Raw genomic sequence first — 13,974 nt, forward strand, 5'->3', positions numbered from 1 at the left:
ATCGCTATCGGGGGCAAGCCCCCTCCCACCTTGCGTTACTCGTGCAGCTTAGCGAACACCGTCCTGGCGCAGGGCCGCCGGGGTGAAGTCGCTGGTGGTGGCAGTGAAGCCGAAGTCATAGGCCTGCTTCTCTTCGTTCTTCATGCCCAGGGCCAGGTAGCGGCCGGACTGCAGGTCGTAGAGGGTTTCCAGGGCGTACCACGGCACTTGCTTGTCGTAGTAGTTCTCGGCATGGGCTTCGGCGACACGCCACAGTTGGCCACGGCCGTCGTAGTGGTCGATCACTGCGGCTTGCCAGGTGTCTTCGTCGATGTAGAAGTCACGCTTGGCGTAGATGTGGCGCTGGCCTTCCTTCAAGGTCGCGACCACGTGCCAGACACGGCGCAGCTCGTAGCGTGCCAGGTCCTGGTTGATGTGGCCGGCCTTGATGATGTCGGCGTACTTGAGCTTCGGATCGTCGATCTTGTAGCTGTTGGAGGCGATGTAGATTTCCTTCTTGCCTTCCAGTTTCCAGTCGTAGCGGTCCGGCGCACCGTTGTACATGTCGAGGTTGTCGGAGGTACGCAAGCCGTCGGCGGCGGTCCCCGGCCCGTCATAGGAGACTTGCGGCGCCCGGCGCACGCGGCGCTGGCCGGCGTTGTAGACCCACGCCGAACGCGGCTCCTTCACCTGGTCCAGGGTTTCGTGCACCAGCAGCACACCACCGGCCAGACGTGCCGGCGCGGTCACTTGCTGCTTGAAGTAGAACAGCACGTTGCCCGGGTTCTTCGGGTCGAAGTCCTTCATCTTGTCGCGGAACACGAACTGGTCGCGGAAGTACACCAGGCTGTAGGAGCCGTTGGTTTGCGGCGTGGCCTGGGTCACCAGGCGGGTCACGCTGCCACCGCGATAACGGGTGATGTGGTTCCAGATGACTTCCACGCCGCTTTTCGGGATCGGGAACGGTATGGCGGTTTCGAAGTTTTCCAGGCCGTTGCCGCCAGACACGAGGTTGGTGGTGGTGGCGTTCTTCTTGATGGAGGCGAACACATCGGCCGGCACGGTAGCGCCGCGATGGGTCGGATAGACCGGCATCTTGAAGGTTTCCGGGTAACGCTTGAACATCGCGTACTGCCCCGGTGCCAGCTTGTCCTTGTACTGCTCGACGTTCTGCGCGGTGATGGTGAACTGCGGTTGTTCGCTGGCGTACGGGTTGGCTAGGAACCCACGGGCGTCGACGGCACCGGCGTTGGTAGGCATTGGCGACCATTTCGGGATGGTGCCGGCCGCATTACCGGCCATTTCCGCACCCATCGGCGTCAGCGTCGTGCCCAGCTTGGCGGCTTCATCCGCCGACACTGCCGCCATGACATTGCTCGCCAGGATCGACAGCCCAAGCACACCCACGTGCAACAGACTTTTGGTTATTTTCATGTTCTGGTCTTCCTGAAAATACAGTGTGCTTAGAAGTTGGCGCCGAAGCTTAGGGCGACGAAGTCGCGGTCACTTGAGGTGTTGAAGTCGCCACCAAAGAAGTTGGTGTAGGCAAGGCTCGCCGTGTAGGTGTTCTGATACTCAGCGTCCAACCCCAGGCTCACCGCTTTGCGGCCCTCTTCAAAGTTGCCACCAGGGCCTGGCGAATAACCACTCACGTCATGTGACCACGCCACGTTGGGCTTGAGGTTCACACCGGCAAAGACATCCGGGTACTCCCAGATTGCCCGGCCACGGTAGCCCCAGGACGTGGACGTGGTGAAGCCATCATTATTGCAATTGGCAGTGCGGTTGCTGGCATCGGTGCCAGGGCCGGCCCCCGTGATCGTGCCGGAGTTAAGCGTTGCACAGAGAGCACCTTGTCCAGGGCCATACACCGGGTCACGTCCGTAACGCGCTTTGTCACGGCTTTCCAAGCCACCCACGTGCGTCACACCCACCTCGCCGACCAACGTCAGGCGGCTGGCACCCATGACTTGATCGAAAAAGTGCGTAAAGGTTGTCTGGAACTGAGTGATTTCCTTACGGCGATAGCCATTCAGATCGGTGTCGGCGGCGCCCTTGAGCGGAGAGGCTGCGCCCAGGCCGATCAGTGGCGTGACGCCTGCATACAGAATATCCGTGGTGTTGAGCTGCACCGGAGCGTTAGGACGGTAGCTGAGTTCGCCGCTCCATGCCGTACCGGTAGGCAACGTCGTGGAGAAACTCAAACCGTAGAGACGGATGTCCTCGGGGTATTCAACAAAGTAACTGGAGTTGCCTGCGACGATGAGAGGGCGCAGGCCAACTGCCGGAGTAGGCGTCAAGGCATTGGCCGCTGCATAGGTTCCGGCTGAGGCTCCGCGGGCACTGAAAATCGGTGCACGGCTGTGATAGTTCATGAAATAAGCGCCGAACTCGGTGTCCAGCGGTTCGTAGTTGTAGTGGAACGCCACGCCGAATTGGCCGCTGTCACGCGCATCGCGATCAGGCCCACGCTTAACCAGAACGCCCTCTTCGTTGACGTTGACCCCGAAGTTGTTCAGCAACGGCAGCGCGCCGGGTTGAGTCGCGAGAAACGAACGCTTGCTGAGCAGTCGAAGGTTGTCCGTGCAACCATCGGAAATAACATCAGGTTGAGAGAAGAACGTCCCACAGTTATCCGTGACGGTCTGGTCCCATTCCAGTTGATAGAACGCTTCTGCCGACAGGTTATCGGTCAGGGTTTGCGACACATAGAACATGTTGACCGGAATCAGGCCTTCCTTGATTTCGGCCCCCGGACGACGGAACGCGGACACGTCAATCGGGTTGATGGAGTTGATGCCGCCGCCGATGAATGTACTTTCACCCCAGCTCACTACCTGTTTACCGAACCGCACGTTGCCGGGCTGATCGGCAATGGAATAGTTATGGTAGATGAACGCATCGAGAATCTGCCCACCGGAAGACTTGGCGCCCTCCTTGCGGTTGTTGTCGCTGATGTCCTTGAACTCCCGACTTTCATCCTTGAGTTCGAAGTCATACCAGTACTTGCCGCGCACAAACACACCGGTATCGCCGTACTTCAGTTCCAGATCGTGGATACCCTTGAAGATCTTCGAGAACGTTTCGCCACGCTTGAAGTTCAAGTGGCCGTCATCGGAGGTCTGGGACAGCCCCTTGCCGCCGTTATTGACGCCGATAAGATCTCGGTCGGGCTTGGCCGTCGACCAGCTCGCCCCCACAGACAGCGAGGAGTCAAAACTCCCTTCGATTTCACCGATATTGAAACTGACGCCGAATGCGGGCCCGGCGAGCGTAGAGGCGAGACTGACGGCCAGGGGCAGTCTTGCCCGGCGCCAGAACTGGTTTACTGAGGTCATCGACGCTACTCCATGTGCATTATTGTTATGGCAGTGAGTTTGTTCTGTGATGCTTGTAACGGCCGGAATACAACGATTCCAATGCCGCCTGGCAACTGAACCTCCATGGCCCGAAGCGATGCATCCTTGAAAAACTCTGGGTGGGACTATAGCCAGCAGGGGGTACCGCTTGATCCCTCTAAAGTGTGATTTGCATCACCAACCCGTCTGCCACAGCCCTTTCGCCATGTCGGCGAAGGCCGACGCGGCAAGGATGGCTGAAAATTGGCAAATCACAAGTGAAGGCGCGAGATAGAGCATCGCCGTGCCACAAGGGCACGGCAAATCAGCTCAGAGGGTGGACAGGAAGGTGCTGTTGTTGGCCTGCCATTCAATGATGTCAATACGGATACGTTTTTTGTCGAGCTTGCCGACACTGGTCTTGGGAATTTCCGTAACAACGGCGATCTGGCTCGGAATCGCCCACTTGCTCAAATGGCCCAGTTCGACAAAAGGCTTGAGGTGTTCCTTGAGCTCGCGGGCCCCAATCTCATGGCCATCACGCACCACCAGCAACGCAAACGGACGCTCGCCCCACTGCGGGTCGGCGATGCCCACCACCGCTACTTCGCGTACCGCCGGGTGACGGCTGACCAGGTCTTCGAGGGCCAGGGAGGAGATCCACTCGCCGCCGGTCTTGATCACGTCCTTGATGCGGTCGCGGATATCGATCACCCCAAATGCATCGAGGGTGGCCACGTCGCCGGTGTGCATCCAGCCACCCGCCCACAGCTCGGCGCCCTTCTGCGGCTCGTTGTAATACCCCTCGGTCAGCCACGGCGCGCGCAGCACCAACTCACCCTGGGACTCGCCGTCGGCGGGCAGGAAATTCCCCTCAGCGTCCATGATCGCCGCTTCCACCAACGGTCCGGGCACGCCGGCCTTGATGCGATAGCTGATGCGCTCGTCCTCGGTGCCGGCCATCAGCTCTTCGTTGAGGTGGGCGCAGGACACCAGCGGGCCGGTCTCGGACATGCCGTACGCGGCGGTGAGCTGAATCCCGCGGGCCTTTGCCGCCTCATACAGCGTGCGGTTGAGCGCACTGCCGCCGATGACGATTTTCCAGCCGCCAAAATCGACGCCTTGGGCAGCCTTGGCGTTGAGCACCATTTGCAGGATGGTCGGCACGCAGTGGGAAAAGGTGACCTTCTCCTTGCGCCACAGCTCCACCAGGTATTCCGGGTCGTAGCGGCCGGGGTAGACCTGCTTAAGGCCAAGCATGGTCGCCACATACGGCAGGCCCCAGGCATGCACGTGGAACATCGGCGTGATCGGCATGTACACGTCGTTGGTGCCCAGCAGGCGTACGCTGTCGACGCTGCCCATGATGGTCGCCACGCCGATGGTGTGCAGCACCAGTTGGCGATGGGTGAAGTACACGCCCTTGGGGTTGCCGGTGGTACCGGTGGTGTAGAAGGTGGTGGCGACGGAGTGTTCGTCGAAGTCCTGGAAATCGTACTTCGGGCTGGCGGCGGCCAGCAGGGTTTCATACTCACCGACCAGGTTGGGCAACTCGGCGGTCTTGGCTTCGCCGTCGGTGAGCAGCAGCGTCTTGTCGACGGTGGTGAGCTGCCCGGCAATGGCCTGGTAGAGCCCCACGAACTCACTGTTGACCAGCACGAAGCGGTCCTCGGCGTGGTTCATGGTGTAGAGAATCTGTTCCGGCGACAGGCGCACATTGATGGTGTGGATCACCGCGCCGATCATCGGGATGGCGAACATGCATTCCAGGTAACGATGACTGTCCCAATCCATCACCGCCACGGTGTCACCGGCCTTGACCCCGGCTGCGGTGAGCACGTTGGCCAGGCGCGCGACGCGCTCGATCAAGGTCGGGTAGGTGTAGCGCAGCTTGTCGCGGTAGACGATTTCCCGGGTCTTCTCGTAACGGGTACCGGACATCAACAGGCGCTTGATCAACAGCGGGTATTGATACGCACCTTCGGCGGGCGGAATAACACGGGTCTGCAACATACGAATCCCTTTTATGACTGCACGGTCTTGGCTTGAAGACCTGCACTGTAGAGACGTTATGTGTCAGACAAATCAGCCAAAGGAATGATTTGCAGACCGCCGTAAATGCTAGCTTTGCGCCAGCATCCGTCCTATTTCATGCTGGTAAACGCCAACTTCACCCCAATCGCAATCAACACCGCTCCCATGGTCCGATCAAACCAATGCCCCATCCGCGCAAACCCGGCGCGCACGCGCTGCTGGCTGAACAACATCGCCACCAGGCAGAACCACAACGCCGTCGCCACCGCCAGGTACACGCCGTAGCCGGCCTGGATCGCCAGCGGTGTGTGCGGGTTGATCACCACGGTGAACAGCGACAGGAAGAACAACGTCGCCTTGGGGTTCAGGCCGTTGGTGACGAAGCCTGCGGTAAACGCGCCGCGCGGGGTGCGCTCGCCCGCTTCGCGGTGCAACTCGCCCTCGACGGCAGGCTTGGCCGGTTTGGCGCGCAGGGCCTTGAAGCCGATGTACAGCAGGTAGGCGGCGGCCGCCCATTTCAGTGCGTTGAACAACACGATGGACTGGGACACGATCAGGCCGATGCCGAGCAACGAATAGCCCACGTGCAGGAAAATCGCCGAGCCCACGCCCAACGCAGTCCAGGTTCCGGCGCGGCGGCCGTGGGTCACGCTCTCACGCACCACCACCGCGAAATCCGGGCCGGGGCTGGCCACCGCCAACAAGTGAATCAGAGCTACGGTCAAAAACTCGGCGGCGTACATACTCACTCCATTAAGTAACGGATTATTTCATCTGATAGGCTCGGCAGATTACGCCTTCGAACCCTGTCGCAAAAGGTACAGTTGATGACGAACAATCGCCGCGCCGTCTTCCTTGATCACCCGTCCCTGGATCTGGGCGACCTCGACCTCAGCGAGTTGCACGCCCGCTTCAGCGACTTGCAGTTGTTGACGGGCACCACGCCGCAAAATGTGGTCGAGCGCCTGCAAGGCGCGCAGGTGGCGATCAGCAACAAAATCCCGCTCAACCGCGAAACCCTGGCGGCCTGCCCGGAACTCAAGTTGATCCTGGTTTCGGCCACCGGCACCAACAACATTGACCTGGAAGCCGCCCGCGCCCACGGCATCACCGTGAGCAACTGCCAGGGCTACGGCACACCGTCGGTGGCGCAGCACACGATCATGCTGTTGCTCAACCTGGCGACGCGGCTGCAGGACTATCAGCGCGATGTGAGCGCCGGCAAATGGCAGGAGGCCAAGCAGTTCTGCCTGCTGGACCACCCGATTGTCGAGCTGGAAGGCAAGACCCTCGGCCTGCTGGGCCATGGCGAGTTGGGCAGTGCCGTGGCCCGCCTGGCCGAAGCCTTCGGCATGCGCGTGCTTCTCGGCGCGATCCCCGGGCGCCCTGCCCGCGCCGACCGCGTGCCCCTGGATGAACTGCTGGCGCAGGTGGACGCACTCACCTTGCACTGCCCGCTCAATGAACACACCCGCGACTTTATCGGCGCCCGTGAATTGGCGCGGCTCAAGCCCGGCGCGTTTATCGTCAACACCGCGCGCGGTGGCTTGATCAACGAGCAGGCCCTGGCCGATGCCCTGCGCAGCGGCCACCTGGGCGGCGCGGCGACCGATGTGCTGAGTGTTGAGCCCCCGGTCAATGGCAACCCGTTGCTGGCCGGCGATATTCCTCGACTGATTGTCACCCCCCACAACGCCTGGGGCAGCCGTGAAGCGCGTCAGCGTATCGTCGGCCAACTGGCGGAAAACGCCCGGGGCTTTTTCAGTGGCGCCCCGCTGCGCGTCGTCAGTTGATAAACTGCGCCCCTTTTCAAGGAGCAGACCATGGATCCGCGCAGTGAAGTACTGCTTCGTCAGGCCGAACTTTTTCAAGGCAACCTGCTGCTGGTGGGCCTGCCCGCCGACGACCTGCTGGGTCGCCTGCCCAACGCCCACGGCTGGTGCTGGCATGCCGGCGACCAGGCGGCGCTCGACGCGCGCTTCCCGGAGCGCAGCCAGTTTGGGGTGAATGCGCCCGAGCGCGGGTTCGAGGCGGCGGTGATCTTCCTGCCCAAATCCAAGGACCTCACCGATTACCTGCTCAACGCCGTGGCAGCGCGACTGCCCGGCGCCGAGCTGTTCCTGGTGGGGGAGAAAAAAGGCGGTATCGAAAGCGCCGCCAAGCAGATGGCGCCGTATGGCAAGCCGCGCAAGCTCGACAACGCGCGGCATTGCCAACTGTGGCAAATCACCGTGGCCAACGCCCCGCAAGCGGTCGAGCTGGAGAGCCTGGCGCAGGTGTTCGATGTGCCGCTGGCCGAAGGCCCGCTCAAGGTGGTGAGCCTGCCGGGTGTATTCAGCCACGGCCGTCTGGATCGCGGTACCGAGCTGTTGCTGGAGCACTTGGACAAACTGCCGAGCGGCCATTTGCTCGACTTCGGTTGCGGCGCCGGTGTGTTGGGAGCGGCGGTCAAACGTCGCTACCCGCACAACAGCATAACGATGCTGGATGTGGATGCTTTCGCAGCCGCCAGCAGTCGCCTGACCCTGGCCGCCAACGGCCTGGAAGCCGAGGTATTGACCGGTGACGGCATCGACGCCGCGCCGATGGGTTTGAACGCGATTTTGAGCAACCCGCCGTTCCATGTCGGCGTGCACACCGACTATTTCGCCACGGAGAACCTGCTGCGAAAAGCGGCGAAACACCTGGCAAAAGGTGGCGAACTTCGCCTGGTGGCTAACAGCTTCCTCAAGTACCAGCCGTTGATCGAAGAGCATCTGGGCGTGTGTGCGGTCAAGGCCGAAGGCAATGGTTTTCGCATCTACCGTGCCAAGCGCGGCTGATGGCGGTTTGAAAAAGAACACTTGCCGAATGGATTTTGCCTAGGCAGAATCCGCTCCGTCCTAGGGGAGTAGTCTCCCACGAGCGCCACGCTCGTCCGGCATACGTCAACATACTTGGTCAACAGGCCATGGCGTATGCGACCCAGGAGTCCGCACAGACGGACCGGGGTTTGACAAGACCTATGACACGCACACCTTACCCGGGGCGGGAAGGCTGTACGTGTCATAGCCGTGTCGACCCGCCCCCTGGAAACCTACCTGATGCTGGATTCATTGCTCGTTCCTACCGCAATCGTTGCCTTGGCCGAAATCGGCGACAAGACGCAACTGCTCGCGCTCATCCTTGCCGCACGCTTTCGCAAACCCTGGCCGATCATCGCCGGCATCGTCGCTGCGACCCTGGCCAACCATGCGGCCGCCGGTGCCGTGGGGGCCTGGTTCGGGAGTTTCTTCTCGGATGCGGTATTGCACTGGATTCTCGCGGCCAGCTTCTGCGCCACCGCGCTGTGGACCCTGGTGCCAGACAAACTCGACGATGACGAAGCCAGCACGACCCGCAAGTTCGGGCCGTTCCTAACCACGCTGATTGCATTCTTCCTCGCGGAAATCGGGGACAAGACCCAGATCGCCACGGTGATGCTCGCAGCGCAATACCCGGAACTGTGGCTGGTGATTATCGGCACCACCCTGGGCATGTTGATTGCCAACGTACCGGTGGTTCTGGCGGGGAATTTCGCGGCGGAGAAACTGCCACTGACGTTGATTCGTCGACTGGCGGCAACGGCGTTCTTTGTCCTGGCAATTGTGGCGGTGTACAAGGCCATGCAAAGCAGTGGCTGGATCTAGCTGCAAGCTTCAAGCCTCAAGTTGCAGGAATAAGCAGTGCTTTTTCCTGCAGCTTGAAGCTTGCCACTTGTCGTTGAAGTCTTAGGACTTCTTGGCCTGCTGGTAGAGCGGCATCACCTTCGGAATCGCCGCCTGCAACGAGGCGATCCGGCTGTCGGAGGCCGGGTGAGTGCTCATGAACTCCGGCGGTGCGCCTTCCGAAGCCTTGGCCATCTTGTTCCACAGCGTGATTGCCGCGTTCGGGTTGTAGCCGGCGCGGGCCGCCAGTTCCAGGCCGATCAGGTCCGCTTCGTTTTCATTGCTGCGGCTGTTGGGCAAGGTCATGCCGTAGTTGGCCACGGTATCGGCCAGCGCCAGGCTGTCCTGGCCCAGGCCGAACAACGCACCGGCGCCCTGCTTGGCCATCTCGATGCCGTAGGCCTTGGACATGGCTTCGCGGCCGTGCTCCCGCAAGGCGTGAGCGATTTCATGGCCCATCACCGCGGCCAGCTCATCATCGGTGAGCTTGAGGTTGTCGATCAACGCGCTGTACACGAAGATCTTGCCGCCAGGCCCGCAGTTGGCGTTCATCTCATCGCTCTTGATCAGGTTCACTTCCCACTTCCACTGCGCCGCATCCGGGCGGAAGGTCGGCGCCTGGGCGATCAGCCGATTGGCGATCGCCTGCACGCGCTTGGCATTGGCACTGGTCTTGTCCAACTGGCCTTTGCTGCTGGCCTCGCCCAGGGTCTGCTGGTAGGACTGGGCGTACATCTGGTCGACTTCCTGGCTCGACAGCATGCTGAACATATATTGCTTGCGCTCAACCCCGACGGCGCCGCCGCTGGTGGTGTTGACCGACTGACACCCGGCCAGCAACACGCCTGCCGCCAATACACTTACGACCAATGATTTCTTCATCAATACACTCTCCCTGAAAAGACGCCCTGAAAACATGGCGCGTATCGTAGGCGCTCGTTTGTATCGGCGCCAGATACAACAGACGTGTAACCGATGAATTTCGGACACATCTCACACGCCCGGCAACTTCAGTGAGCAACTGGCCCCAGGCTCAGGCCGGGGTCAGGCACTCCGGCCCGTTGAGCTTGGGATCATTGACCATGTTGGCCAGGACTCGCTCGCGCAATGGGACCGGCTCACTGGCCAGCAAGCCTTGCAACACATGCAAGGGCGTCTCGGGATCGAGCCAGGCGGCCTGCCCCGCCACGTCCAGAATCAACGGCCGGCGCTGACTCTGGGCGGCCTGGGTCACCACTGCCGTACTCAGCCACACCTGCTCCTGCACCGGGTACGCCTCCCAGATCGCCGCAAAAAACAGGGTTGAGCCCTCCCCCGGCGTCAGCCAGTACGGACGCTTGCGCTGGGTGCCGCGCCATTCATAGAAGCCGTTGGCCGGCAGCAGGCAACGGCGCTGGCGAAACGCTTCGCGAAACATCGGTTGCTCGGCCAGGGTTTCGGCACGGGCATGGGCCGGGGTGCGGGAAAGGTCAGTCAGCCAGGGCGGCGTCAGGCCCCAGCGCGCCCGTGCCAGGGTGCGCTGGCCGTCATTGAGGCGCTGGATCAGCACCGAATCATTCGGGGAGATGTTCCACTGGGCCTGCTGGTCGGCCGGAAAACCCGGCAGGGCAGCAAAAGTAGGGTTCCAGCGAAACAGGGCATAACGTCCACACATGGGGCAACACGACTCTTGGGTAAACCGACCGACAGCCTAACAGACCAATACGTCGGGAAAGCTGTCGGGCTCGTCGCCGGGCAGGGGTTGCGCGCCGATATAGGCGGTAATCAGCTCGCGGGCTTCAGCCGCCCGGTCGTTATCCACTTCCAGCCCCAGCAGGCCGAAGATCGGCAACTCCCCCGTGCCGCCGAGCAAATGGCGCCCTACCAGGTGCGCCTCGATGCCCTCGCTGGCGAGCATTTGCTGCAGCAACTCGCCTTCCATCAGGTTTTCCGGTTCGTAGATTCGCTGCATGGGCGTACCTGCTATTCGTTTTCACTGCGGGTTTCGAGCATCCACTCTTCACCATGGACCTGCAGGTTGAAAATGATCGGTCGGCAACACACCTGACAGTCCTCGATGTAGGTCTGATCACCGCCGGATAAATCCACCGCAGTCTCTACCGCTTCACCACAATAAGGACAATCGTACAGCGCAGTTTCCAGCATCGCAGTCTCCCAGGTGACTTGTGCGTATAATCGCCGGTCTATTTACAGGGCTATTTTCCGGCCGGGCCAATTACCCCGGACGCCCCCTGGTATTTCCTTTACTTACCCTAGCCGTTTCTAACAAGAGAGCATGATGGGCGAATTCGATACCATCCGACCTTACAACGACAGCGAAGTCCCGGCAGTGCTGGCCCGGCTGTTCAGTGACAAGGCCTTTCTGGACATCCTGACCCACTTCCGCTTCCCGCGCTTTGCCGGCGCCCTGGGCTGGCTGCTCAAGCCGATGATCGCGCGCAAACTGCGCCGTGAGTTCGCCGGTGTCACCACCGTGGCCACGCTGCAGGACAAAGTCGAGTATTACGTCGACCACACCATTGACCGGGCGACCGACGGCGTAACCTACACCGGCGTCGAACAGCTCAAATCCGGCACCGCCTACCTGTTCCTGGCCAACCACCGCGACATCGTGATGGACCCGGCCTTCGTCAACTATGCCGTCTACCACGCCGGCCTGCCGACGCCACGCATCGCCATCGGCGACAACCTGCTGCAAAAGCCGTTTGTCAGTGACCTGATGCGTCTGAACAAGAGCTTCATCGTGCACCGTTCGATCACCGGGCGAAAGGAGAAGATGGCGGCGTTCAACCTGCTGTCGGCCTATATCAACCATTCGATCCGCAACGACTGCCAGTCGATCTGGATCGCCCAGGCCGAAGGCCGCGCCAAGGATGGGGATGACCGCACCGAGTCGGCAATCCTCAAGATGTTCCATGTCAGCCGCAAGGACGAGCCGTTTGCCGAGGTGATCCAGTCACTCAACCTGACGCCGGTGTCCATCAGCTACGAGTACGACCCGTGCGATGCCGCCAAGGCCCGCGAACTGTATATCCGCGCCACCACCGGCACCTACGTCAAGGCGCAAGGCGAGGATGACGTCAGCATTGCCCTGGGCATCACCGGCTACAAAGGCCGCGTACATATCAACTTCGCGCCGCCGATTACCGAGCGTTTCGAAGACACCAAGGTCCTGGCCGTGGAAATGGATCGGCAAATTCTCGGCGGCTATCGGCTGTTCCCGGTGCACTACCTGGCGTACGCCCAGTGGAGCGATGCCGACCCGCAATTGCAGGTGCCAAAGGCAGCTGACGTGTTCCCCGCGGACGAACTGGCCAAGGCACAGGCGGAGTGGGAGCGGCGCCTGAACGAATGCCCGGCCGAGCACCGTCCGTTCCTGGTGGTGCAATACGCGACGCCAGTGCGCAATCAGTATCGGGTCAAGGCTGGAATCCCGCTGTAAACACCGATCAAGAAAATATGGGAGGGGCCAAGCTCCCTCCCATATGATGGGTTCTGCGGTTTTTTAGATTCGGGTGCTGAGCCAGGAAATAGCCAGCGCCAGCCCAAGGCAGGCGAACCCGATGCGGTAAGCCACACGGTGCGCCCGCTCGGTGCGCACATCCAGGAACAGCATGGGCTGGTCGATTGCGCGATCTTCACTTTGCGCAGTCAACTCAGCCATCGCGCGTTGCTCGCGCAGGCGAGTGATGAACAACAGCGCAGCGCCTGGGCAGGCCACTGATAAAGCCACGGCATTGATCAATAGTGCGGGCAGCGCCATCGCAAACCTCGATGAAACAGTGTCTGGGTATCGGTTCAGATACAAACCTGAACGGTAGTGGCATCGAACGCCAAAACCGCTCCGCCCCCCATGGACGGCTAATGTATCCAGTAATTTACGCCGTCACCTGAACGTCACCTTAACAAGCCACTCTGTTGCCCTTCGAACACTCAGGAGCTTGTCATGCTGCACGCGCACAACCAGGATCGGCTGTATCTGATTGCCCAAAGCGACGAGCAAGAGGCGCTGATCGGCGGCCTGGCGTTCAATGTGCAGGACCGCCACTGGCTGGTGTATTGCGCCCTTGGCGGGCACCAGCATGCAGACTTGCCGGAGGCCGATCTGTTGACGGGGGTGAGCATGCTGGACTTTTGTATCGACACGGCAGCGTGAAACTGAAGGCATGAAAAAACCGGGCTCATCGCTGAGCCCGGTTTTTTGTTTGAGCGATTACTGCGAGCTGAGCAATGAACCGATGCTTGGGTCCTTGAACAGGCGGGTCAAGGCGTCGCTCAGGACGTCGCTGACCAGCTTGGTGTTGGTTTCCTGGTTAGGCGACATGCCGAAGCGCTGGTTCAGCGACGCACCGTAACGGCCGCTGTAGCGACGGGTGCCGGCGGTGACGCCGGACTTGAAGGTGGCGCCAATGGACGCCTCGGTCACGTAAAGACCGTCTTTAGGCGACTGATACTTCAACTCGGCCAGGGTGATCGTCAACTGCGGAGCGCCCGGCGCGTTGGGGCTGGGGGTGAAACCCAGCAGGCGCACGGCCGCTTCGGCCTGGGCCTGCAGCTTGGGCAGCACGTCTTGAGCGTTCACCGACACCAGGGCGGTTTCCGGGTACAGGCCACCGCGCGAACCGAGTGTCGGCGACGGACGACCGTCCACCACCCGTACCGACACCGGCTGGCCATGGCCCACCGGGGCCAGCTGCGTGGTGATTTTCGGTTCCGGGGTCAGTTGCTGCGGGCTGTTGGCGCAGCCAACCAGGGTCAAGCTGGTCACAGTGATCAAACCGAACAACAGGCGTTGCAACATGCGCTTCTCTCCAGAAATCAGGTACCGACAGGCCGGCAGTATAGCGGGGCGCCCCTGCTGGGAACTAGCGTCAGTTACAACCTGTGACCCGGGGCTTCGCCTGCGGTTCGATGTCACCGATATGTCATAGCCGTTA

Annotated in this window: 15 protein-coding genes and 1 riboswitch; of the genes, 5 read left to right on the top strand and 10 right to left on the bottom strand. The window is 61.1% G+C overall.

All coding sequences use genetic code 11. The features are described from left to right. Positions 1-48: 48 nt before the first annotated feature. From AC07OT_RS05600 to AC07OT_RS05615, 4 genes are all read right to left on the bottom strand, one after another. Complete coding sequence (locus tag AC07OT_RS05600; protein ID WP_141156770.1) at positions 49-1,413, bottom strand: DUF1329 domain-containing protein; 1,365 nt, start codon at positions 1,411-1,413, stop codon at positions 49-51. Positions 1,414-1,442: 29 nt separating this feature from the next. After that, positions 1,443-3,317: a DUF1302 domain-containing protein gene (locus AC07OT_RS05605; protein ID WP_065938548.1), complete on the bottom strand. Its 1,875-nt coding sequence runs from the start codon at positions 3,315-3,317 to the stop codon at positions 1,443-1,445. Between the two features lie 330 nt (positions 3,318-3,647). Further along, a complete protein-coding gene (locus tag AC07OT_RS05610; protein WP_092356145.1) occupies positions 3,648-5,330 on the bottom strand; it encodes a fatty acid--CoA ligase in 1,683 nt (560 codons plus the stop codon). Positions 5,331-5,461: 131 nt separating this feature from the next. Beyond that, entirely contained in the window at positions 5,462-6,094 is a 633-nt protein-coding gene (locus AC07OT_RS05615; RefSeq protein ID WP_115486652.1) for a LysE family translocator, read from the bottom strand. An 84-nt stretch (positions 6,095-6,178) separates the two neighbouring features. On the opposite strand from AC07OT_RS05615, the gene AC07OT_RS05620 reads away from it, so the two are divergent. From AC07OT_RS05620 to AC07OT_RS05630, 3 genes are all read left to right on the top strand, one after another. Beyond that, positions 6,179-7,144 carry a 2-hydroxyacid dehydrogenase gene (locus AC07OT_RS05620; protein ID WP_027604782.1) on the top strand — a complete coding sequence of 322 codons (966 nt, stop codon included), beginning with the start codon at positions 6,179-6,181 and terminating at the stop codon, positions 7,142-7,144. 30 nt (positions 7,145-7,174) lie between these two features. Next, complete coding sequence (locus AC07OT_RS05625) at positions 7,175-8,173, top strand: methyltransferase (RefSeq protein WP_495107665.1); 999 nt, start codon at positions 7,175-7,177, stop codon at positions 8,171-8,173. 50 nt (positions 8,174-8,223) lie between these two features. Continuing rightward, positions 8,224-8,345: riboswitch (yybP-ykoY riboswitch) on the top strand. A gap of 89 nt (positions 8,346-8,434) precedes the next feature. Then, entirely contained in the window at positions 8,435-9,019 is a 585-nt protein-coding gene (locus tag AC07OT_RS05630; RefSeq protein ID WP_005784895.1) for a TMEM165/GDT1 family protein, read from the top strand. Between the two features lie 81 nt (positions 9,020-9,100). Here AC07OT_RS05630 and AC07OT_RS05635 read toward each other — a convergent pair whose 3' ends face one another. From AC07OT_RS05635 to AC07OT_RS05650, 4 genes are all read right to left on the bottom strand, one after another. Next, on the bottom strand, positions 9,101-9,919 hold the full coding sequence (locus AC07OT_RS05635; protein WP_115486649.1) for a M48 family metallopeptidase: 819 nt from the start codon (positions 9,917-9,919) through the stop codon (positions 9,101-9,103). 151 nt (positions 9,920-10,070) lie between these two features. After that, a complete protein-coding gene (locus AC07OT_RS05640; RefSeq protein WP_141605524.1) occupies positions 10,071-10,691 on the bottom strand; it encodes an SOS response-associated peptidase in 621 nt (206 codons plus the stop codon). A 36-nt stretch (positions 10,692-10,727) separates the two neighbouring features. Beyond that, positions 10,728-10,988: a putative signal transducing protein gene (locus AC07OT_RS05645; RefSeq protein WP_027604786.1), complete on the bottom strand. Its 261-nt coding sequence runs from the start codon at positions 10,986-10,988 to the stop codon at positions 10,728-10,730. An 11-nt stretch (positions 10,989-10,999) separates the two neighbouring features. Further along, the gene (locus AC07OT_RS05650) at positions 11,000-11,182 is read right to left on the bottom strand and encodes a CPXCG motif-containing cysteine-rich protein (protein WP_027604787.1); all 183 of its coding nucleotides are present in this window, start codon (positions 11,180-11,182) and stop codon (positions 11,000-11,002) included. Positions 11,183-11,315: 133 nt separating this feature from the next. On the opposite strand from AC07OT_RS05650, the gene AC07OT_RS05655 reads away from it, so the two are divergent. Next, positions 11,316-12,479, top strand: a complete 1,164-nt coding sequence (locus AC07OT_RS05655) for a 1-acyl-sn-glycerol-3-phosphate acyltransferase (protein WP_027604788.1) — start codon at positions 11,316-11,318, stop codon at positions 12,477-12,479. 63 nt (positions 12,480-12,542) lie between these two features. On the opposite strand, the gene AC07OT_RS05660 is transcribed toward AC07OT_RS05655, so the two are convergent. Beyond that, positions 12,543-12,800, bottom strand: coding sequence for a hypothetical protein (locus AC07OT_RS05660; RefSeq protein WP_027604789.1), 258 nt, complete (start codon positions 12,798-12,800; stop codon positions 12,543-12,545). A gap of 183 nt (positions 12,801-12,983) precedes the next feature. Here AC07OT_RS05660 and AC07OT_RS05665 point away from each other — a divergent pair, with 183 nt between their 5' ends. Then, positions 12,984-13,193 (top strand): hypothetical protein, encoded by a 210-nt coding sequence (locus AC07OT_RS05665; RefSeq protein WP_027604790.1) that lies wholly within the window; start codon positions 12,984-12,986, stop codon positions 13,191-13,193. A gap of 57 nt (positions 13,194-13,250) precedes the next feature. Here AC07OT_RS05665 and AC07OT_RS05670 read toward each other — a convergent pair whose 3' ends face one another. Further along, on the bottom strand, positions 13,251-13,838 hold the full coding sequence (locus tag AC07OT_RS05670) for a YajG family lipoprotein (RefSeq protein WP_495107666.1): 588 nt from the start codon (positions 13,836-13,838) through the stop codon (positions 13,251-13,253). Positions 13,839-13,974 lie beyond the last annotated feature (136 nt).

The sequence above is a fragment of the Pseudomonas sp. GW821-FHT09C10 genome, assembly GCF_059418085.1.

Bases quoted from the DNA above. Each gene is read 5' to 3' on its own strand.
- AC07OT_RS05640 (WP_141605524.1), bottom strand. From the start codon at position 10,691: ATGTGTGGACGTTATGCCCTGTTTCGCTGGAACCCTACTTTTGCTGCC.
- AC07OT_RS05605 (WP_065938548.1), bottom strand. From the start codon at position 3,317: ATGACCTCAGTAAACCAGTTCTGGCGCCGGGCAAGACTGCCCCTGGCC.
- AC07OT_RS05600 (WP_141156770.1), bottom strand. From the start codon at position 1,413: ATGAAAATAACCAAAAGTCTGTTGCACGTGGGTGTGCTTGGGCTGTCG.
- AC07OT_RS05645 (WP_027604786.1), bottom strand. From the start codon at position 10,988: ATGCAGCGAATCTACGAACCGGAAAACCTGATGGAAGGCGAGTTGCTG.
- AC07OT_RS05635 (WP_115486649.1), bottom strand. From the start codon at position 9,919: ATGAAGAAATCATTGGTCGTAAGTGTATTGGCGGCAGGCGTGTTGCTG.
- AC07OT_RS05630 (WP_005784895.1), top strand. From the start codon at position 8,435: ATGCTGGATTCATTGCTCGTTCCTACCGCAATCGTTGCCTTGGCCGAA.
- AC07OT_RS05665 (WP_027604790.1), top strand. From the start codon at position 12,984: ATGCTGCACGCGCACAACCAGGATCGGCTGTATCTGATTGCCCAAAGC.
- AC07OT_RS05650 (WP_027604787.1), bottom strand. From the start codon at position 11,182: ATGCTGGAAACTGCGCTGTACGATTGTCCTTATTGTGGTGAAGCGGTA.
- AC07OT_RS05625 (WP_495107665.1), top strand. From the start codon at position 7,175: ATGGATCCGCGCAGTGAAGTACTGCTTCGTCAGGCCGAACTTTTTCAA.
- AC07OT_RS05615 (WP_115486652.1), bottom strand. From the start codon at position 6,094: ATGTACGCCGCCGAGTTTTTGACCGTAGCTCTGATTCACTTGTTGGCG.
- AC07OT_RS05670 (WP_495107666.1), bottom strand. From the start codon at position 13,838: ATGTTGCAACGCCTGTTGTTCGGTTTGATCACTGTGACCAGCTTGACC.
- AC07OT_RS05655 (WP_027604788.1), top strand. From the start codon at position 11,316: ATGGGCGAATTCGATACCATCCGACCTTACAACGACAGCGAAGTCCCG.
- AC07OT_RS05620 (WP_027604782.1), top strand. From the start codon at position 6,179: ATGACGAACAATCGCCGCGCCGTCTTCCTTGATCACCCGTCCCTGGAT.
- AC07OT_RS05660 (WP_027604789.1), bottom strand. From the start codon at position 12,800: ATGGCGCTGCCCGCACTATTGATCAATGCCGTGGCTTTATCAGTGGCC.
- AC07OT_RS05610 (WP_092356145.1), bottom strand. From the start codon at position 5,330: ATGTTGCAGACCCGTGTTATTCCGCCCGCCGAAGGTGCGTATCAATAC.